This is a genomic window from Escherichia sp. MOD1-EC5990, assembly GCF_002965285.1.
Taxonomy (GTDB): domain Bacteria; phylum Pseudomonadota; class Gammaproteobacteria; order Enterobacterales; family Enterobacteriaceae; genus Escherichia; species Escherichia coli_F.
Genome location: NZ_PTRV01000005.1, coordinates 99801 through 117299, shown reverse-complemented (window position 1 = coordinate 117299; position 17499 = coordinate 99801). Strand labels below are relative to the sequence as shown.

The 17499-nt window shown below is 52.3% G+C and carries 14 protein-coding genes and 1 other annotated feature; of the genes, 10 read left to right on the top strand and 4 right to left on the bottom strand.

Annotated features, from left to right (window positions below):
- Positions 1-161 precede the first annotated feature (161 nt).
- Both acrB and acrA read right to left on the bottom strand, forming a co-directional pair.
- Positions 162-3311 carry an efflux RND transporter permease AcrB gene (gene acrB, locus BEB42_RS07730; protein WP_001132492.1) on the bottom strand — a complete coding sequence of 1050 codons (3150 nt, stop codon included), beginning with the start codon at positions 3309-3311 and terminating at the stop codon, positions 162-164.
- A gap of 22 nt (positions 3312-3333) precedes the next feature.
- Positions 3334-4527 carry a multidrug efflux RND transporter periplasmic adaptor subunit AcrA gene (gene acrA, locus BEB42_RS07725; RefSeq protein ID WP_001353399.1) on the bottom strand — a complete coding sequence of 398 codons (1194 nt, stop codon included), beginning with the start codon at positions 4525-4527 and terminating at the stop codon, positions 3334-3336.
- 141 nt (positions 4528-4668) lie between these two features.
- Here acrA and acrR point away from each other — a divergent pair, with 141 nt between their 5' ends.
- Together acrR and mscK are read left to right on the top strand one after the other, a co-directional pair.
- Positions 4669-5316 (top strand): multidrug efflux transporter transcriptional repressor AcrR, encoded by a 648-nt coding sequence (gene acrR, locus BEB42_RS07720; protein WP_000101739.1) that lies wholly within the window; start codon positions 4669-4671, stop codon positions 5314-5316.
- 127 nt (positions 5317-5443) lie between these two features.
- Entirely contained in the window at positions 5444-8806 is a 3363-nt protein-coding gene (gene mscK, locus BEB42_RS07715) for a mechanosensitive channel MscK (protein ID WP_105267264.1), read from the top strand.
- 211 nt (positions 8807-9017) lie between these two features.
- On the opposite strand, the gene rsmS is transcribed toward mscK, so the two are convergent.
- Both rsmS and priC read right to left on the bottom strand, forming a co-directional pair.
- Positions 9018-9179 (bottom strand): pleiotropic regulatory protein RsmS, encoded by a 162-nt coding sequence (gene rsmS, locus BEB42_RS07710; RefSeq protein ID WP_000051146.1) that lies wholly within the window; start codon positions 9177-9179, stop codon positions 9018-9020.
- Between the two features lie 13 nt (positions 9180-9192).
- A complete protein-coding gene (gene priC, locus BEB42_RS07705) occupies positions 9193-9720 on the bottom strand; it encodes a primosomal replication protein N'' (RefSeq protein ID WP_105267263.1) in 528 nt (175 codons plus the stop codon).
- Between the two features lie 69 nt (positions 9721-9789).
- On the opposite strand from priC, the gene BEB42_RS07700 reads away from it, so the two are divergent.
- The 8 genes from BEB42_RS07700 to BEB42_RS07655 all read left to right on the top strand — a co-directional run bounded on the left by BEB42_RS07700 (position 9790) and on the right by BEB42_RS07655 (position 17412).
- A complete protein-coding gene (locus BEB42_RS07700) occupies positions 9790-10167 on the top strand; it encodes a DUF454 family protein (protein WP_001188905.1) in 378 nt (125 codons plus the stop codon).
- 152 nt (positions 10168-10319) lie between these two features.
- A complete protein-coding gene (gene apt / locus BEB42_RS07690) occupies positions 10320-10871 on the top strand; it encodes an adenine phosphoribosyltransferase (protein ID WP_000127356.1) in 552 nt (183 codons plus the stop codon).
- Between the two features lie 128 nt (positions 10872-10999).
- Positions 11000-12931: a DNA polymerase III subunit gamma/tau gene (gene dnaX / locus BEB42_RS07685; RefSeq protein ID WP_105267262.1), complete on the top strand. Its 1932-nt coding sequence runs from the start codon at positions 11000-11002 to the stop codon at positions 12929-12931.
- Positions 12264-12328: a sequence feature (DnaX frameshifting element), on the top strand. It overlaps the preceding gene by 65 nt.
- A 52-nt stretch (positions 12932-12983) precedes the next feature.
- Positions 12984-13313: a YbaB/EbfC family nucleoid-associated protein gene (locus BEB42_RS07680; protein ID WP_000467098.1), complete on the top strand. Its 330-nt coding sequence runs from the start codon at positions 12984-12986 to the stop codon at positions 13311-13313.
- Complete coding sequence (gene recR, locus BEB42_RS07675; protein WP_001195025.1) at positions 13313-13918, top strand: recombination mediator RecR; 606 nt, start codon at positions 13313-13315, stop codon at positions 13916-13918. Before BEB42_RS07680 ends, recR begins: the two co-directional genes overlap by 1 nt.
- 109 nt (positions 13919-14027) lie before the next feature.
- A complete protein-coding gene (htpG, locus tag BEB42_RS07670; protein WP_000678201.1) occupies positions 14028-15902 on the top strand; it encodes a molecular chaperone HtpG in 1875 nt (624 codons plus the stop codon).
- 180 nt (positions 15903-16082) lie between these two features.
- Positions 16083-16727, top strand: coding sequence for an adenylate kinase (adk, locus tag BEB42_RS07660; RefSeq protein WP_001220233.1), 645 nt, complete (start codon positions 16083-16085; stop codon positions 16725-16727).
- Positions 16728-16908: 181 nt separating this feature from the next.
- The gene (locus tag BEB42_RS07655) at positions 16909-17412 is read left to right on the top strand and encodes a hypothetical protein (protein WP_198444728.1); all 504 of its coding nucleotides are present in this window, start codon (positions 16909-16911) and stop codon (positions 17410-17412) included.
- Positions 17413-17499 lie beyond the last annotated feature (87 nt).

Sequence of the window (17499 nt, the reverse complement as noted above, 5' to 3'; positions counted from 1 at the left end):
AATATAAATTAACTAACAATCAGTATTTTTTATGAATTTTATGCGAAGTTAATACTGGTTTTCATATGAGATTCTGAGTTGATTGTTCAGTTCCCCATTCAACTCGTAGGTTATGCATCTAAAAAAGGCCGCTTGCGCGGCCTTAGTGATTACACGTTGTATCAATGATGATCGACAGTATGGCTGTGCTCGATATCTTCATTCTTGCGGCTAAAGCGGCGGCGAACCACCACAAAGAATACCGGAACGAAGAAGATTGCCAGTACCGTTGCGGTCACCATCCCGCCCATTACACCGGTACCTACTGCGTTCTGCGCGCCGGAACCAGCACCAGTACTGATAACCAGCGGCATAACGCCGAGGATAAACGCCAGCGAGGTCATCAGGATCGGACGTAAACGCATCCGCACCGCATCAAGCGTCGCTTCAATCAGACCTTTACCTTCTTTATCCATCAAGTCTTTGGCGAATTCGACGATAAGTATCGCGTTCTTCGCCGACAACCCAATGGTTGTGAGCAGGCCTACCTGGAAGTAAACGTCATTGGTCAGGCCACGGAAGGTGGCAGCCAGCAACGCACCGATAACCCCCAGCGGAACGACCAGCATAACGGAGAACGGAATCGACCAGCTCTCGTACAGCGCCGCCAGACACAGGAACACGACAATCAACGAAATCGCGTACAGTGAAGGTGCCTGGTTGCCGGAGAGACGTTCCTGATAGGACATCCCCGTCCAGTCATAGCCAACACCGGTAGGCAGTTTACTCGCCAGTTGTTCCATCAGCTCCATTGCTTCACCGGTACTTTTACCCGGTGCCGCCTGGCCTAAGATTTCCATAGACGGCAGGCCGTTGTAACGTTCCAGACGCGGCGAACCGTACTCCCAACGAGAAGAGGAGAACGCCGAGAACGGTACCATCTGACCATCAGCAGCACGAACATACCAGTCGCCGATATCATCCGGCAGCATACGGTATTTCGCTTCTGACATGACGTAAACTTTCTTCACACGACCGCGGTCGATAAAGTCGTTCACATAACTACCGCCCCATGCTGCGCCTAAAGTGGTGTTAATGTCGTTGATAGAAACACCCAGCGCCTGCGCTTTTTCCTGGTCGATATCAATCTTAAACTGCGGTGTATCTTCCAGACCGTTTGGACGTACGCTGGTCAGCATATCAGGGTGCTTCGCTGCTTCTGCAAGCAGCTGGTTACGTGCCTGAGTCAGTTTTTCGTGACCAAGGCCAGCCTGGTCAATCAGCTCAAAGTCAAAGCCGGTTGCAGTACCCAGTTCCACGATTGCGGGCAGGTTAAAGGCGAAAACCATCGCATCTTTGATTTGCGAGAAAGCGCGTGTTGCACGCATGGTAATCGCTTCAACTTTGTTTTCTTCACCCGGACGATCGGCCCAATCCTTCAAGGAAACGAACGCAATACCGGTATTCTGACCACGTCCCGCAAAGCCGAAGCCGTTAACGGCGAACACCGACTCAACGTTGTTTTTCTCTTTGGTCAGATAGTAATGCGTTACCTCATTGAGCACTTTCTGCGTACGTTCCTGCGTTGCACCTGCTGGCAGCTGAACCATGGTCATAAATACGCCCTGGTCCTCATCTGGCAAGAAGGAGCTTGGCAGACGCACAAACAGATAGGCCATGCCGACCACGATGATTAGATACAGCACCAGGTAACGCCCCGTACTGCGCAGAATACCGCCTACGCTGTCGGTGTAGTGGTGCGTGCTCTTCTCGAACATGCGGTTAAACCAGCCGAAGAAGCCTTTTTTACCTTCTCCGTGATCGCCTTTGGCAATCGGTTTCAGCATGGTGGCACAAAGAGCCGGAGTCAGAATCAACGCCACCAGTACCGACAGCGCCATTGCTGAAACAATGGTAATAGAGAACTGACGATAGATAGCACCAGTAGAACCGCCAAAGAAGGCCATCGGTACGAATACCGCCGACAGTACCATCGCGATACCGACCAGAGCGCCCTGAATCTGCCCCATCGACTTACGGGTGGCTTCTTTTGGCGGTAAACCTTCTTCCGCCATCACACGCTCAACGTTTTCTACCACAACGATGGCGTCATCCACCAACAAGCCGATGGCGAGCACCATCCCGAACATTGTTAGCGTGTTTATCGAGAAGCCAAAGGCGGCAAGGACGGCAAAGGTCCCCAGCAATACCACCGGTACGGCAATGGTCGGAATCAACGTCGCGCGGAAGTTCTGCAAGAACAGATACATAACCAGGAAAACGAGGATGATCGCTTCGACCAGCGTTTTAACCACTTCGTGAATAGAGATTTTCACGAACGGCGTGGTGTCGTACGGGTAAACAATTTTCAGACCTGACGGGAAGAACGGTTCCATCTTCGCCAGTTCAGCACGGATTGCCGCAGCGGTATCCAGCGCGTTCGCGCCCGTCGCCAGCTTGATCCCCAGACCAGAAGCCGGTTGGCCGTTAAACTCTGCGATGATGTCGTAGTTCTCACCACCCAGCTCAATTTTCGCCACATCACGCAGCAGCACGCGGGAACCATCCTGATTCACTTTCAGCAGGATTTTGCCGAACTCTTCAGTAGAGGTCAGACGCGTCTGAGCAATAATAGAGGCGTTAAGCTGTTGGCCTTTCACCGGCGGCGTACCACCGAGCTGACCCGCCGCAACCTGGGCGTTCTGCGCTTTGATGGCGGTAATGACATCAACCGGCGTTAGCTGGTATTTGTTCAGTTCATTCGGGTTCATCCAGATACGCATCGCGTACTGAGAACCGAACAGCTGAACGTCACCCACGCCCGACGTACGGCTGATGGCGTCTTTCATATTCGCCGCCACGTAGTCGGAGATATCCTCCTGCGTCATGGTGCCATCGGTGTTGATAACGCCGACAACCATCAGGAAGCTACTGGACGATTTCTCAACGCTCACCCCTTGCTGCTGTACTTCTTGCGGCAGCAACGGCATTGCCAGCTGCAGTTTGTTCTGCACCTGAACCTGCGCGATATCCGCATCAGTACCAGACTCAAAGGTCAGGGTGATCTGCACGGTACCCGTGGAGTCACTGTTAGAGGACATGTACATCAGGTTATCGATACCATTCATATTCTGTTCGATAACCTGTGTCACCGTGTCCTGCACTGTTTTCGCATCAGCGCCGGGGTAGGAGGCGGAGATCGTTACTGCCGGCGGAGCAATCGTAGGATATTGCGCCACCGGCAGTTTGAGGATCGCCAGCCCCCCTGCCAACATGATGATGATGGCGATCACCCACGCAAAAATCGGGCGATCGATAAAGAAATTAGGCATGTCTTAACGGCTCCTGTTTAAGTTAAGACTTGGACTGTTCAGGCTGAGTACCGCTTGCGGCTTGCTGGTTATTATCAGCGGTAACTTCTTGTGCTTTTACCTGGACACCAGGACGCACTTTCTGCAGCCCACTTATTACTACGCGATCGCCTGCTTTCAGACCTTCTGTCACCAGCCACTTATCGCCAATAGCCTGGCTTGCAACGATCGGACGGGTTTCCACTTTGTCATCCGCGCCTACCACCAGTACGGTAGCATCGCCACGCGGCGTACGGGTTACACCCTGTTGCGGGACTAAAATGGCGTTTGGATTAAGCCCTTCTTCCAGACGTGCGCGCACGAACATACCCGGCAGCAGAGTGTGATCCGGGTTCGGGAAGATAGCGCGTAGGGTGATAGACCCGGTGGTCTGATCGACAGTAACGTCAGAGAATTCCAGCGTACCGTCCTGTGGGAACTTAATGCCGTCACTGGTGATCAGCGACACTTTGGCTTTGCCGTTCTCTTGTTTCAGCGTGCCATTTGCCAGTTCCTGTTTCAGGCGCAGGAAGTCGTTGCTGGACTGAGTCACATCAACGTAGATCGGATCAAGTTGCTGCACGGTTGCCAGCGCAGTCGCCTGACCGTTTTGCACCAGGGCACCTTCCGTCACGTTTGACTTACCAATGCGGCCGCTAATTGGAGAGGTGACTTTGGTGTAAGCCAGATTGATACGCGCAGTTTCAACGGCAGCTTTCGCCGCAGTTACCGCGGCATTCGCCTGTTGCGCATCAGCCAGAGCCTGATCGTACTCTTGCTTACTGATGTACTGCGTACCCAGCAGTTTCTGATAACGATTCACCGTCAATTGCGCGATATTGGCTGCAGCCTGGGCTTTCGCTAAATCGCCTTTCGCACTGTCGTATGTCGCCTGATAGGTCGCAGGATCAATCTGATAGAGAGAGACACCTGCTTCGATGTCGCTACCTTCTTTGAAATTACGCTTCAGGATAATCCCGCTAACTTGAGGACGAACTTCTGCGATCCGGTAGGCACTGGTGCGACCCGGAAGCTCGGTTGTGATCTGCAGAGGTTCAGTTTTGACTGTAACTACGCCAACGGCGGGCATCTGCTGGCCACCTTGTTGGGCCTGTTTGTCGTCACATCCTGTTAGGGCTAAGCTGCCTGAGAGCATCAGAACGACCGCCAGAGGCGTAAACCCTCTGTTTTTGTTCATATGTAAACCTCGAGTGTCCGATTTCAAATTGGTCAATGGTCAAAAGTTAATAAACCCATTGCTGCGTTTATATTATCGTCGTGCTATGGTACATACATTCATAAATGTATGTAAATCTAACGCCTGTAAATTCACGAACATATGGCACGAAAAACCAAACAAGAAGCGCAGGAAACGCGCCAACACATCCTCGATGTGGCTCTACGTCTTTTCTCACAGCAGGGGGTATCATCCACCTCGCTGGGTGAGATTGCAAAAGCAGCTGGCGTTACGCGCGGTGCAATCTACTGGCATTTTAAAGACAAGTCGGATTTGTTCAGTGAGATCTGGGAACTGTCAGAATCCAATATTGGTGAACTAGAGCTTGAGTATCAGGCAAAATTCCCTGGCGATCCACTCTCAGTATTAAGAGAGATATTAATTCATGTTCTTGAATCCACGGTGACAGAAGAACGGCGTCGATTATTGATGGAGATTATATTCCATAAATGCGAATTTGTCGGAGAAATGGCTGTTGTGCAACAGGCACAACGTAATCTCTGTCTGGAAAGTTATGACCGTATAGAACAAACGTTAAAACATTGTATTGAAGCAAAAATGTTGCCTGCGGATTTAATGACACGTCGCGCAGCAATTATTATGCGTGGCTATATTTCCGGCCTGATGGAAAACTGGCTCTTTGCCCCGCAATCTTTTGATCTTAAAAAAGAAGCTCGCGATTACGTCGCCATCTTACTGGAGATGTATCTCCTGTGCCCCACGCTTCGTTACCCTGCCACTAACGAATAACCCTGAATCTGACTCCAGGATTTTTCCTGGACATTTTCGCCGTTGCTATTCTGGTTCATTGCGTCGTGATATTCTTGCGGTTTGACTTTTTCAGGTCGTTCTTCAGGTTCAGAAACCTTCATTCATCATGACTATGTTCCAGTATTACAAACGATCACGGCATTTTGTTTTTTCAGCATTCATTGCTTTTGTTTTGGTTTTGTTATGCCAGAATGCGGCGTTTGCGCGGGCGCCATCGAATGGTGATCTGCCGACAAAAGCGGACCTGCAGGCACAACTTGACTCACTGAATAAACAAAAAGATCTTTCTGCTCAGGACAAACTGGTGCAGCAGGATCTGACAGATACATTAGCCACCCTCGATAAAATCGATCGCATAAAAGAAGAGACAGTTCAGCTACGGCAAAAAGTCGCTGAAGCGCCGGAAAAAATGCGTCAGGCGACCGCGGCGTTAACAGCACTTAGCGATGTCGATAACGACGAAGAAACGCGCAAAATTCTGAGCACGCTTTCGTTGCGCCAGCTGGAAACTCGCGTTGCCCAGGCGCTGGACGATTTGCAAAACGCACAAAACGATCTGGCGTCTTATAACAGCCAGCTGGTTTCGTTACAGACGCAGCCCGAACGCGTGCAAAATGCGATGTATAACGCTTCGCAGCAGCTGCAACAAATTCGCAGCCGCCTGGATGGCACTGATGTTGCCGATACTGCCTTACGTCCCAGCCAGAAAGTGTTGATGCAGGCCCAGCAGGTTTTGCTGAATGCTGAGATTGACCAGCAGCGAAAAAGCCTGGAAGGGAACACCGTCTTACAGGATACCTTGCAAAAGCAGCGTGATTACGTGACGGCGAACAGTGCTCGTCTGGAACACCAGTTGCAACTGTTGCAAGAAGCGGTAAACAGTAAGCGCCTGACCTTAACCGAAAAAACGGCGCAGGAAGCCGTCTCTCCGGATGAAGCTGCACGTATTCAGGCTAATCCTCTGGTGAAACAGGAACTGGAAATTAACCAGCAGTTGAGTCAGCGTCTGATTACCGCGACTGAAAACGGTAATCAGCTAATGCAGCAAAACATTAAAGTCAAAAACTGGCTTGAGCGGGCGCTGCAATCGGAACGAAATATTAAGGAGCAGATTGCCGTCCTGAAGGGCAGTCTGCTGTTGTCTCGTATCCTTTACCAGCAACAACAAACGCTGCCCTCGGCGGATGAACTGGAAAACATGACCAACCGCATCGCGGATTTGCGTCTCGAACAGTTTGAAGTCAACCAGCAGCGTGATGCGCTCTTCCAGAGTGATGCGTTCGTTAACAAGCTGGAAGAAGGCCACGCCAACGAAGTTAACAGTGAAGTTCATGACGCATTACTCCAGGTTGTGGATATGCGTCGCGAACTGCTGGATCAGCTTAATAAACAGTTGGGTAACCAGTTGATGATGGCCATTAACTTGCAAATCAACCAGCAGCAGTTAATGAGCGTGTCGAAAAACCTGAAATCGATCCTGACTCAGCAAATCTTTTGGGTGAACAGTAACCGTCCAATGGACTGGGACTGGATCAAAGCGTTCCCACAAACGCTGAAAGATGAATTTAAGTCGATGAAGATCACGGTAAACTGGGAAAAAGCCTGGCCTGCCGTCTTTATCGCTTTCCTCGCTGGTTTGCCACTGCTATTAATTGCCGGGCTGATCCACTGGCGTCTGGGCTGGCTGAAAGCGTATCAACAAAAACTGGCTTCCGCTGTGGGCTCCCTGCGTAACGACAGCCAGCTCAACACACCAAAAGCGATCCTTATCGACCTGATCCGCGCGCTGCCGGTGTGCCTGATTATTCTCGCGGTTGGTCTGATTCTGCTAACCATGCAACTCAACATCAGCGAACTGCTATGGTCGTTCAGCAAAAAACTGGCGATTTTCTGGCTGGTGTTTGGCCTGTGCTGGAAGGTACTGGAGAAAAACGGTGTTGCCGTGCGTCACTTCGGCATGCCGGAACAGCAGACCAGCCACTGGCGTCGGCAGATTGTCCGCATCAGTCTCGCGTTGCTGCCAATTCATTTCTGGTCTGTGGTGGCAGAACTTTCCCCGCTGCATCTGATGGATGATGTGCTGGGGCAGGCGATGATTTTCTTCAACCTGCTGCTGATTGCCTTCCTGGTATGGCCAATGTGCCGCGAAAGCTGGCGTGATAAAGAGTCGCACACCATGCGACTTGTCACCATTACCATACTGTCGATAATCCCGATTGCGTTGATGGTGCTGACCGCCACGGGTTATTTCTACACCACGCTGCGCCTCTCCGGACGTTGGATTGAAACCGTGTATCTGGTGATTATCTGGAACCTGCTGTACCAGACGGTATTGCGCGGCTTAAGCGTAGCGGCGCGGCGTATCGCCTGGCGTCGTGCGCTGGCGCGTCGACAGAATCTGGTGAAAGAGGGCGCAGAAGGTGCCGAACCGCCGGAAGAACCAACCATTGCACTGGAGCAGGTTAACCAACAGACGCTGCGTATTACTATGTTGCTGATGTTTGCGCTGTTCGGTGTCATGTTCTGGGCGATTTGGTCCGATTTGATCACCGTGTTCAGCTATCTCGACAGCATCACGCTCTGGCATTACAACGGCACTGAAGCTGGCGCTGCGGTGGTGAAAAACGTCACCATGGGCAGTCTGTTGTTTGCGATTATCGCCTCAATGGTAGCCTGGGCGTTGATTCGCAACCTGCCTGGTTTGCTGGAAGTATTGGTGCTCTCGCGACTGAATATGCGCCAGGGCGCGTCGTATGCCATTACTACCATCCTTAACTACATCATTATTGCCGTTGGTGCGATGACGGTGTTCGGATCGCTGGGTGTCTCGTGGGATAAACTCCAGTGGCTGGCCGCAGCATTATCCGTAGGTCTTGGTTTTGGTTTACAAGAAATTTTCGGTAACTTCGTCTCCGGTTTGATCATTCTGTTCGAACGTCCGGTGCGTATTGGCGATACGGTAACCATTGGTAGCTTCTCGGGGACAGTAAGTAAGATCCGTATTCGTGCGACAACGATTACCGATTTCGATCGCAAAGAAGTGATCATCCCGAACAAAGCGTTTGTTACCGAGCGTCTGATCAACTGGTCGTTGACTGACACTACTACGCGTCTGGTGATCCGTCTCGGCGTGGCCTATGGCTCCGATCTGGAAAAAGTGCGTAAAGTGTTACTGAAGGCGGCGACTGAGCACCCAAGGGTGATGCACGAACCCATGCCGGAAGTCTTCTTTACGGCGTTTGGTGCCAGCACGTTGGATCATGAGCTGCGTCTGTATGTGCGTGAACTGCGTGACCGTAGCCGTACTGTCGATGAGCTGAACCGTACTATCGATCAGCTGTGCCGTGAAAACGACATCAACATTGCCTTTAACCAGCTTGAAGTGCATCTGCACAACGAGAAGGGCGATGAGGTGACGGAAGTAAAACGCGACTACAAAGGCGACGATCCGACACCAGCGGTTGGGTAATAACCAAAGGGGGCGACATTTAGTTGCCCCGAGATTACTGACAAAGTGCGCGTTGTTCATGCCGGATGCGGCGTGACCGCCTTATCCGGCCTACGAAACCGCAAGAATTCAATATATTGCAGGAGCGGTGTAGGCCTGATAAGCGTAGCGCATCAGGCAGTTTTGCGTTTGCCCGCAATCTTAGGGGACATTTAGCGGCCCCATTTATTTCTCACTTTTCCGCCTCATCATCGCGCGTTAATTTCTTTTCATAATCGCGTTTTACAATATCCAGCGCGCGCAGCACGGTGCGCGCTGGGATCTGATTTTCTTCCAGCAGCACAATCAAATCGACAGCCAGTTTGACATCGTCAGGGGCATTTTCCAGTGACATACTCTCTCCATTGCTAGCGGGTTAAACGCGCTAACCTGTTTTCGATTTTTTCCAGCGCATGGCGGCAGCGTGCCAGGCGCGCTTCATAAGCTTCTACTTCACGATGCAGCGTTTGCTGTTCCACGAGATCGGTCACCCGCGCCAGGCGGGCTCGACGTTCGGCTACCATCTCACGTAGCCGCCGCTCAAAATCCTGATGCTGAATACGTTTACGCTGCCAGCGGGCAATTTTCGGTGGCGCACTGTCCCACTCGCGCAATGACCAGGCGGCGGCTTCTCGCGCGATGGCTTCCAGTTGTGCAGCCAGATGTTCCGCCAGCCAGGCCACTTGCGGCAGCTGTTGCTGCTCAACCGCATGACGAAGCGCAGCCAGATTATCGCCCGCCTCATCGAGACAAGCCTGTAGCGTTGTCGCACGGGTCTGAAAAAGGTGCCTGTCAAAACGGGCGCTTAGCGTGGCAAATTGCGCTACCGGGGCACAACGCTGACGCAGCGTGGCGAGCTGCCCTTCCAGTTTTTCCAGCAGCAGGGCGGTTTTCACGATAAGACCTCAATGAAAATGATAATTGTTATGCTAAAGTAGCCACTCTGTAAGCTGACAACACTCAATATGCAACGAATCATTTTAATCATCATTGGCTGGCTGGCGGTAGTGCTGGGTACGCTGGGCGTGGTATTACCGGTATTACCGACGACGCCGTTTATCCTGCTGGCGGCCTGGTGCTTTGCCCGTTCTTCCCCGCGCTTTCACGCCTGGTTGCTGTACCGCTCATGGTTTGGCAGCTATCTACGTTTCTGGCAGAAACATCATGCGATGCCGCGCGGCGTCAAACCGCGGGCGATTTTGCTTATTTTGCTCACGTTTGCCATTTCTCTGTGGTTCGTCCAGATGCCATGGGTGCGCATCATGTTGCTGGTAATTCTCGCCTGTTTGCTTTTTTATATGTGGCGAATTCCGGTGATTGATGAAAAGCAAGAAAAGCACTGAAGCACAACAATCGCAGTTGCAATTATTGCGTACAGCCAGTACATTCTGGCGTTTTCGAGCACAGGCGCAGGCGGTCAAAGGTTAAACAATTGTTACTTTTGATACGTTTAAGACGCGCCGTGAGTACCACCGTAACAAGCAGGCATACACTTATGACCGCGACTGCACAGCAGCTTGAGTATCTCAAAAATAGCATCAAAAGCATTCAGGACTACCCAAAACCCGGCATTCTTTTCCGCGATGTCACCAGCTTACTGGAAGACCCGAAAGCTTACGCTCTCAGCATCGACTTACTGGTTGAGCGTTACAAAAATGCGGGCATTACCAAAGTTGTCGGCACCGAAGCGCGTGGCTTCTTGTTTGGCGCTCCGGTAGCTCTGGGTCTGGGCGTTGGCTTTGTACCGGTCCGTAAACCGGGCAAACTGCCGCGTGAGACCATCAGTGAAACTTACGATTTGGAATACGGCACCGATCAGCTGGAAATCCACGTTGATGCCATCAAACCGGGCGACAAAGTTCTGGTGGTGGACGACCTGCTGGCAACCGGCGGCACTATCGAAGCGACCGTTAAACTGATCCGTCGTCTGGGTGGTGAAGTGGCTGATGCTGCGTTCATTATCAACCTGTTCGATCTCGGCGGCGAACAGCGTCTCGAAAAACAGGGCATTACCAGCTACAGCCTTGTTCCGTTCCCGGGCCATTAATTATCGTCAGTCTTGCGCTGCTCACGCTACGGGCAGCACAAGATGTGCATTCAGCCTCGCCGTTCTGACGGGGCTGTGTTAGCATTACCCCTTCGTGAATCCACCTTCCAGCGTTTCAGAGCCTGCCAATGAGTTATCAGGTCTTAGCCCGAAAATGGCGCCCACAAACCTTTGCTGACGTCGTCGGCCAGGAACATGTGCTGACCGCACTGGCGAACGGCTTGTCGTTAGGGCGTATTCATCATGCTTATCTTTTTTCCGGTACCCGTGGCGTCGGAAAAACCTCTATCGCCCGACTGCTGGCGAAGGGGCTAAACTGCGAAACTGGCATTACCGCGACGCCGTGCGGCGTGTGCGATAACTGTCGTGAAATCGAGCAGGGGCGCTTTGTCGATCTGATTGAAATCGACGCCGCCTCGCGCACCAAAGTCGAAGATACCCGCGACCTGCTGGATAACGTCCAGTACGCGCCAGCGCGTGGTCGTTTTAAAGTTTATCTGATCGACGAAGTGCATATGCTGTCGCGCCACAGCTTTAACGCACTGTTAAAAACCCTTGAAGAACCGCCGGAGCACGTCAAGTTTCTGCTGGCGACGACCGATCCGCAGAAATTGCCGGTGACGATTTTGTCACGCTGTCTGCAATTTCATCTCAAGGCGCTGGATGTCGAGCAAATTCGCCATCAGCTTGAGCACATCCTCAACGAAGAACATATCGCTCACGAGCCGCGGGCGCTGCAATTGCTGGCACGCGCCGCTGAAGGCAGCCTGCGAGATGCCTTAAGTCTGACCGACCAGGCGATTGCCAGCGGTGACGGCCAGGTTTCAACTCAGGCGGTCAGTGCGATGCTGGGTACGCTTGACGACGATCAGGCGCTGTCGCTGGTTGAAGCGATGGTCGAGGCCAACGGCGAGCGCGTAATGGCGCTGATTAATGAAGCCGCTGCCCGTGGTATCGAGTGGGAAGCGTTGCTGGTGGAAATGCTCGGCCTGTTGCACCGCATTGCAATGGTGCAACTTTCCCCTGCTGCACTTGGCAACGACATGGCCGCTATCGAGCTGCGGATGCGTGAACTGGCGCGCACCATACCGCCGACGGATATTCAGCTTTACTACCAGACGCTGTTGATTGGTCGCAAAGAATTACCGTATGCGCCAGACCGCCGTATGGGCGTTGAGATGACGCTGCTTCGCGCGCTGGCGTTCCATCCGCGTATGCCGCTGCCTGAGCCAGAAGTGCCACGCCAGTCCTTTGCGCCCGTCGCGCCAACGGCAGTAATGACGCCAACCCAGGTGCCGCCGCAACCGCAATCAGCTCCGCAGCAGGCACCGACTATACCGCTCTCAGAAACCACCAGCCAGGTGCTGGCGGCGCGCCAACAACTGCAGCGCGCACAGGGAGCAACCAAAGCAAAAAAGAGTGAACCGGCAGCCGCTACCCGCGCGCGGCCGGTGAATAACGCTGCGCTGGAAAGACTGGCTTCGGTCACCGATCGCGTTCAGGCGCGTCCGGTGCCATCGGCGCTGGAAAAAGCGCCAGCCAAAAAAGAAGCGTATCGCTGGAAGGCTACCACTCCAGTGATGCAGCAAAAAGAAGTGGTCGCCACGCCGAAGGCGCTAAAAAAAGCGCTGGAACATGAAAAAACGCCGGAACTGGCGGCAAAGCTGGCGGCAGAAGCCATTGAGCGCGATCCTTGGGCGGCACAGGTGAGCCAACTTTCGCTACCAAAACTGGTTGAACAGGTGGCGTTAAATGCCTGGAAAGAGGAGAGCGACAACGCAGTATGTCTGCATTTGCGCTCCTCTCAGCGGCATTTAAACAACCGCGGTGCACAGCAAAAACTGGCTGAAGCGTTGAGCACGTTAAAAGGTTCAACGGTTGAACTGACTATCGTTGAAGATGATAATCCCGCGGTGCGCACGCCGCTGGAATGGCGTCAGGCGATATACGAAGAAAAACTTGCGCAGGCGCGCGAGTCCATTATTGCGGATAATAATATTCAGACCCTGCGTCGGTTCTTCGATGCGGAGCTGGATGAAGAAAGTATCCGCCCCATTTGATCGTAAGCACAGCTTACGTTCGTCATCCTTAACGTGATTGAGAGAGAAACCTATGTTTGGTAAAGGCGGTCTGGGTAACCTGATGAAGCAAGCCCAGCAGATGCAAGAAAAAATGCAGAAAATGCAGGAAGAGATCGCGCAGCTGGAAGTGACCGGCGAATCTGGCGCAGGTCTGGTAAAAGTGACCATCAACGGTGCACACAACTGCCGTCGCGTAGAGATCGACCCGAGCCTGCTGGAAGACGACAAAGAGATGCTGGAAGACCTGGTGGCTGCAGCATTCAACGACGCGGCACGTCGTATCGAAGAAACGCAGAAAGAAAAAATGGCCTCTGTATCCTCCGGAATGCAGCTGCCGCCTGGCTTTAAGATGCCGTTCTGATGCAAACCAGCCCGCTGTTAACACAGCTTATGGAAGCACTGCGCTGTCTGCCGGGCGTTGGCCCGAAGTCGGCGCAGCGTATGGCGTTCACGCTGCTTCAGCGCGATCGTAGCGGCGGGATGCGTCTGGCGCAGGCGCTCACCCGGGCGATGTCGGAAATCGGCCACTGCGCCGATTGCCGCACCTTCACCGAACAGGAAGTCTGTAACATCTGTTCGAATCCGCGTCGTCAGGAAAACGGTCAAATCTGCGTGGTGGAGAGTCCGGCGGACATTTATGCCATTGAGCAGACGGGGCAGTTTTCAGGTCGTTATTTTGTGTTGATGGGACATCTGTCACCGCTGGACGGCATCGGTCCGGATGATATCGGCCTTGATCGTCTGGAACAGCGTCTGGCAGAGGAAAAAATCACTGAAGTGATCCTCGCCACCAACCCAACGGTTGAAGGTGAAGCTACCGCTAACTACATTGCCGAGCTTTGCGCGCAATATGACGTGGAAGCCAGCCGAATCGCTCATGGCGTACCGGTTGGCGGCGAGCTGGAAATGGTCGATGGCACCACGCTGTCACACTCCCTTGCCGGGCGTCATAAGATTCGTTTTTAAGCAAACGAGAGTAGGATCACCTGCTCTCGCTTGAAATTATTCTCCCTTGTCCCCATCTCTCCCTCATCCTGTTTTTAACCTTAAAATGGCATTATTGAGGTAGACCTACATGAAAGGACAAGAAACTCGTGGTTTTCAGTCAGAAGTGAAACAACTTCTGCACCTGATGATCCATTCTCTCTATTCCAATAAAGAAATCTTCCTGCGTGAGCTTATCTCTAACGCCTCCGATGCGGCGGACAAGCTGCGTTTCCGCGCGCTCTCTAACCCGGACCTGTACGAAGGTGATGGCGAACTGCGCGTTCGTGTCTCTTTCGATAAAGACAAGCGCACGCTTACCATCTCCGATAACGGCGTGGGGATGACCCGCGACGAAGTGATTGACCATCTGGGGACTATCGCTAAATCCGGCACCAAATCATTCCTCGAATCCCTGGGTTCTGACCAGGCGAAAGACAGCCAACTGATCGGTCAGTTTGGTGTTGGTTTCTACTCTGCGTTTATCGTGGCCGACAAAGTGACCGTGCGTACTCGCGCGGCAGGCGAAAAACCAGAAAACGGCGTCTTCTGGGAATCGGCTGGCGAAGGTGAATATACCGTTGCCGACATCACCAAAGAAGATCGTGGTACTGAAATCACCCTGCATCTGCGTGAAGGCGAAGACGAGTTCCTCGATGACTGGCGCGTGCGTTCCATCATCAGCAAATACTCCGACCATATCGCGCTGCCGGTAGAGATCGAAAAACGCGAAGAGAAAGACGGCGAAACCGTTATCTCCTGGGAGAAAATCAACAAAGCGCAGGCGCTGTGGACCCGTAACAAGTCGGAAATTACCGATGAAGAGTACAAAGAGTTCTACAAACACATCGCTCACGACTTTAACGATCCGCTGACCTGGAGCCACAACCGTGTCGAAGGTAAGCAGGAGTACACCAGCCTGCTGTACATCCCGTCGCAGGCACCGTGGGATATGTGGAACCGCGATCATAAGCACGGCCTGAAACTGTATGTTCAGCGTGTGTTCATCATGGACGACGCAGAACAGTTCATGCCGAACTATCTGCGCTTCGTGCGTGGTCTGATTGACTCCAGCGATCTGCCGTTGAACGTTTCCCGTGAAATCCTCCAGGACAGCACCGTAACCCGCAACCTGCGCAATGCGCTGACCAAGCGTGTACTGCAAATGCTGGAAAAACTGGCGAAAGACGACGCGGAAAAATACCAGACCTTCTGGCAACAGTTTGGCCTGGTACTGAAAGAAGGTCCGGCGGAAGATTTCGCTAACCAGGAAGCGATCGCCAAACTGCTGCGTTTTGCTTCTACCCATACCGATTCTTCTGCGCAGACCGTGTCTCTGGAAGACTACGTTTCCCGCATGAAAGAAGGGCAGGAGAAAATCTACTACATCACCGCAGACAGCTATGCGGCAGCGAAGAGCAGCCCGCACCTGGAACTGCTGCGTAAGAAAGGCATCGAAGTTCTGCTGCTTTCCGACCGCATCGATGAGTGGATGATGAACTATCTGACTGAGTTCGACGGTAAACCGTTCCAGTCTGTGTCTAAAGTTGACGAGTCGCTGGAAAAACTGGCTGACGAAGTTGATGAGAGCGCGAAAGAAGCGGAGAAAGCACTGACTCCGTTCATCGACCGTGTGAAAGCCCTGCTCGGCGAGCGCGTGAAAGATGTCCGTCTGACTCACCGTCTGACCGATACGCCAGCGATTGTCTCTACCGACGCGGACGAAATGAGCACCCAGATGGCGAAACTGTTCGCTGCGGCGGGCCAGAAAGTACCAGAAGTGAAATACATCTTCGAACTGAACCCGGATCACGTACTGGTGAAACGTGCGGCAGATACTGAAGATGAAGCGAAGTTCAGCGAGTGGGTAGAACTGCTGCTGGATCAGGCGCTGCTGGCAGAGCGCGGTACGCTGGAAGATCCGAACCTGTTTATTCGTCGTATGAACCAGCTGCTGGTTTCCTGATGTAATGCCGGATGACCCTCGTGTCATCCGGCATTTTTCTTTTCATCATCTGTCCTTTCCGCAAATTATCTCGCCATTAACCGTTTCAGCCCCAGGTGCCTTTCTTGAGGCAATCGCCTGATGGTGGTATCGTTTATCGCTTTTTCAAAAAATTCGACACATTTTAAGGGGATTTTCGCAATGCGTATCATTCTGCTTGGCGCTCCGGGCGCGGGGAAAGGGACTCAGGCTCAGTTCATCATGGAGAAATATGGTATTCCGCAAATCTCCACTGGCGATATGCTGCGTGCTGCGGTCAAATCTGGCTCCGAGCTGGGTAAACAAGCAAAAGACATTATGGATGCTGGCAAACTGGTTACCGACGAGCTGGTGATCGCGCTGGTTAAAGAGCGTATTGCTCAGGAAGACTGCCGTAATGGTTTCCTGTTGGATGGCTTCCCGCGTACCATTCCGCAGGCAGACGCGATGAAAGAAGCGGGCATCAACGTTGATTACGTTCTGGAATTCGACGTACCGGACGAACTGATTGTTGACCGTATCGTAGGCCGCCGCGTTCACGCGCCGTCTGGTCGTGTATATCACGTTAAATTCAATCCGCCGAAAGTAGAAGGCAAAGACGACGTTACCGGTGAAGAACTGACTACCCGTAAAGACGATCAGGAAGAAACCGTGCGTAAACGTCTGGTTGAATACCATCAGATGACTGCGCCGCTGATCGGCTACTACTCCAAAGAAGCGGAAGCGGGTAACACCAAATACGCGAAAGTTGACGGCACCAAACCGGTTGCTGAAGTTCGCGCTGATCTGGAAAAAATCCTCGGCTAATTCGAAAGCGCGCACGGACAGTCCCTTCGCTCCTTCGGGGAGAGGGGGAGGGGAACAGGCCTACAAACTTGTCAGTTTGTAGGCCGGATAAGGCGTTCGCGCCGCATCCGGCATGAACAAAGCGCACTTTGCCAGCAACTGGAGGCTGGATACGCTTCCGGCCTTTAACAAGGACGTAAATATGCGTTATCGCTGTTTATTACCAACAGGTATTTTATTGCTTGCGTCATTGCTGACAGGGTGTGAAATGCCTATGTGTTACGTCGGTGTAGCTCTTTCTCATGTTACAAGTAATGATAAAGTTAATGAAAAACAAGAGCTTCCTGATGCTCAGGTGGGCCAGTATTACGAAACCGTCGTAAAAACGACCATAAGTTGGTATGAAGCCCCGGACATTCGTCCCGAAAAGCCTGAAACTTTGCCTGAAGGCATACAAATGTCATTGTGGGCAAAAAACAAAGAGGGTGAACTTTTCCCCATCACGGAAGAAAATGCAGAGTTTCTGAAAAAGAATACAGATTCTCTGACCGAAGAGGCGTGGGTAAAATTTTCAGGCACTCCCCAGAAAGCCGGAGAGTATACGATCAGGACCACTTTCAGAACGCCTACACCAATGTGTGGTAGGGCATCAAATTTAATCTGGCCATATACACTTAACGTCAATGGTACCCCCGTGACGCAATAGCACCTTCTGGAAAATCTGGCGCTGGCAAAAATCTCTCATTAAAGATACAGCGCCTTATGATATTTTCTGATTTAGCCTCTCACAGCA

Excerpts from the sequence above, each read along its gene's own strand:
- acrA (WP_001353399.1), bottom strand. The coding sequence starts at position 4,527 with ATGAACAAAAACAGAGGGTTTACGCCTCTGGCGGTCGTTCTGATGCTC.
- BEB42_RS07655 (WP_198444728.1), top strand. The coding sequence starts at position 16,909 with ATGCGTTATCGCTGTTTATTACCAACAGGTATTTTATTGCTTGCGTCA.
- acrR (WP_000101739.1), top strand. The coding sequence starts at position 4,669 with ATGGCACGAAAAACCAAACAAGAAGCGCAGGAAACGCGCCAACACATC.
- recR (WP_001195025.1), top strand. The coding sequence starts at position 13,313 with ATGCAAACCAGCCCGCTGTTAACACAGCTTATGGAAGCACTGCGCTGT.
- apt (WP_000127356.1), top strand. The coding sequence starts at position 10,320 with ATGACCGCGACTGCACAGCAGCTTGAGTATCTCAAAAATAGCATCAAA.
- dnaX (WP_105267262.1), top strand. The coding sequence starts at position 11,000 with ATGAGTTATCAGGTCTTAGCCCGAAAATGGCGCCCACAAACCTTTGCT.
- rsmS (WP_000051146.1), bottom strand. The coding sequence starts at position 9,179 with ATGTCACTGGAAAATGCCCCTGACGATGTCAAACTGGCTGTCGATTTG.
- mscK (WP_105267264.1), top strand. The coding sequence starts at position 5,444 with ATGACTATGTTCCAGTATTACAAACGATCACGGCATTTTGTTTTTTCA.
- htpG (WP_000678201.1), top strand. The coding sequence starts at position 14,028 with ATGAAAGGACAAGAAACTCGTGGTTTTCAGTCAGAAGTGAAACAACTT.
- BEB42_RS07680 (WP_000467098.1), top strand. The coding sequence starts at position 12,984 with ATGTTTGGTAAAGGCGGTCTGGGTAACCTGATGAAGCAAGCCCAGCAG.
- BEB42_RS07700 (WP_001188905.1), top strand. The coding sequence starts at position 9,790 with ATGCAACGAATCATTTTAATCATCATTGGCTGGCTGGCGGTAGTGCTG.
- acrB (WP_001132492.1), bottom strand. The coding sequence starts at position 3,311 with ATGCCTAATTTCTTTATCGATCGCCCGATTTTTGCGTGGGTGATCGCC.
- adk (WP_001220233.1), top strand. The coding sequence starts at position 16,083 with ATGCGTATCATTCTGCTTGGCGCTCCGGGCGCGGGGAAAGGGACTCAG.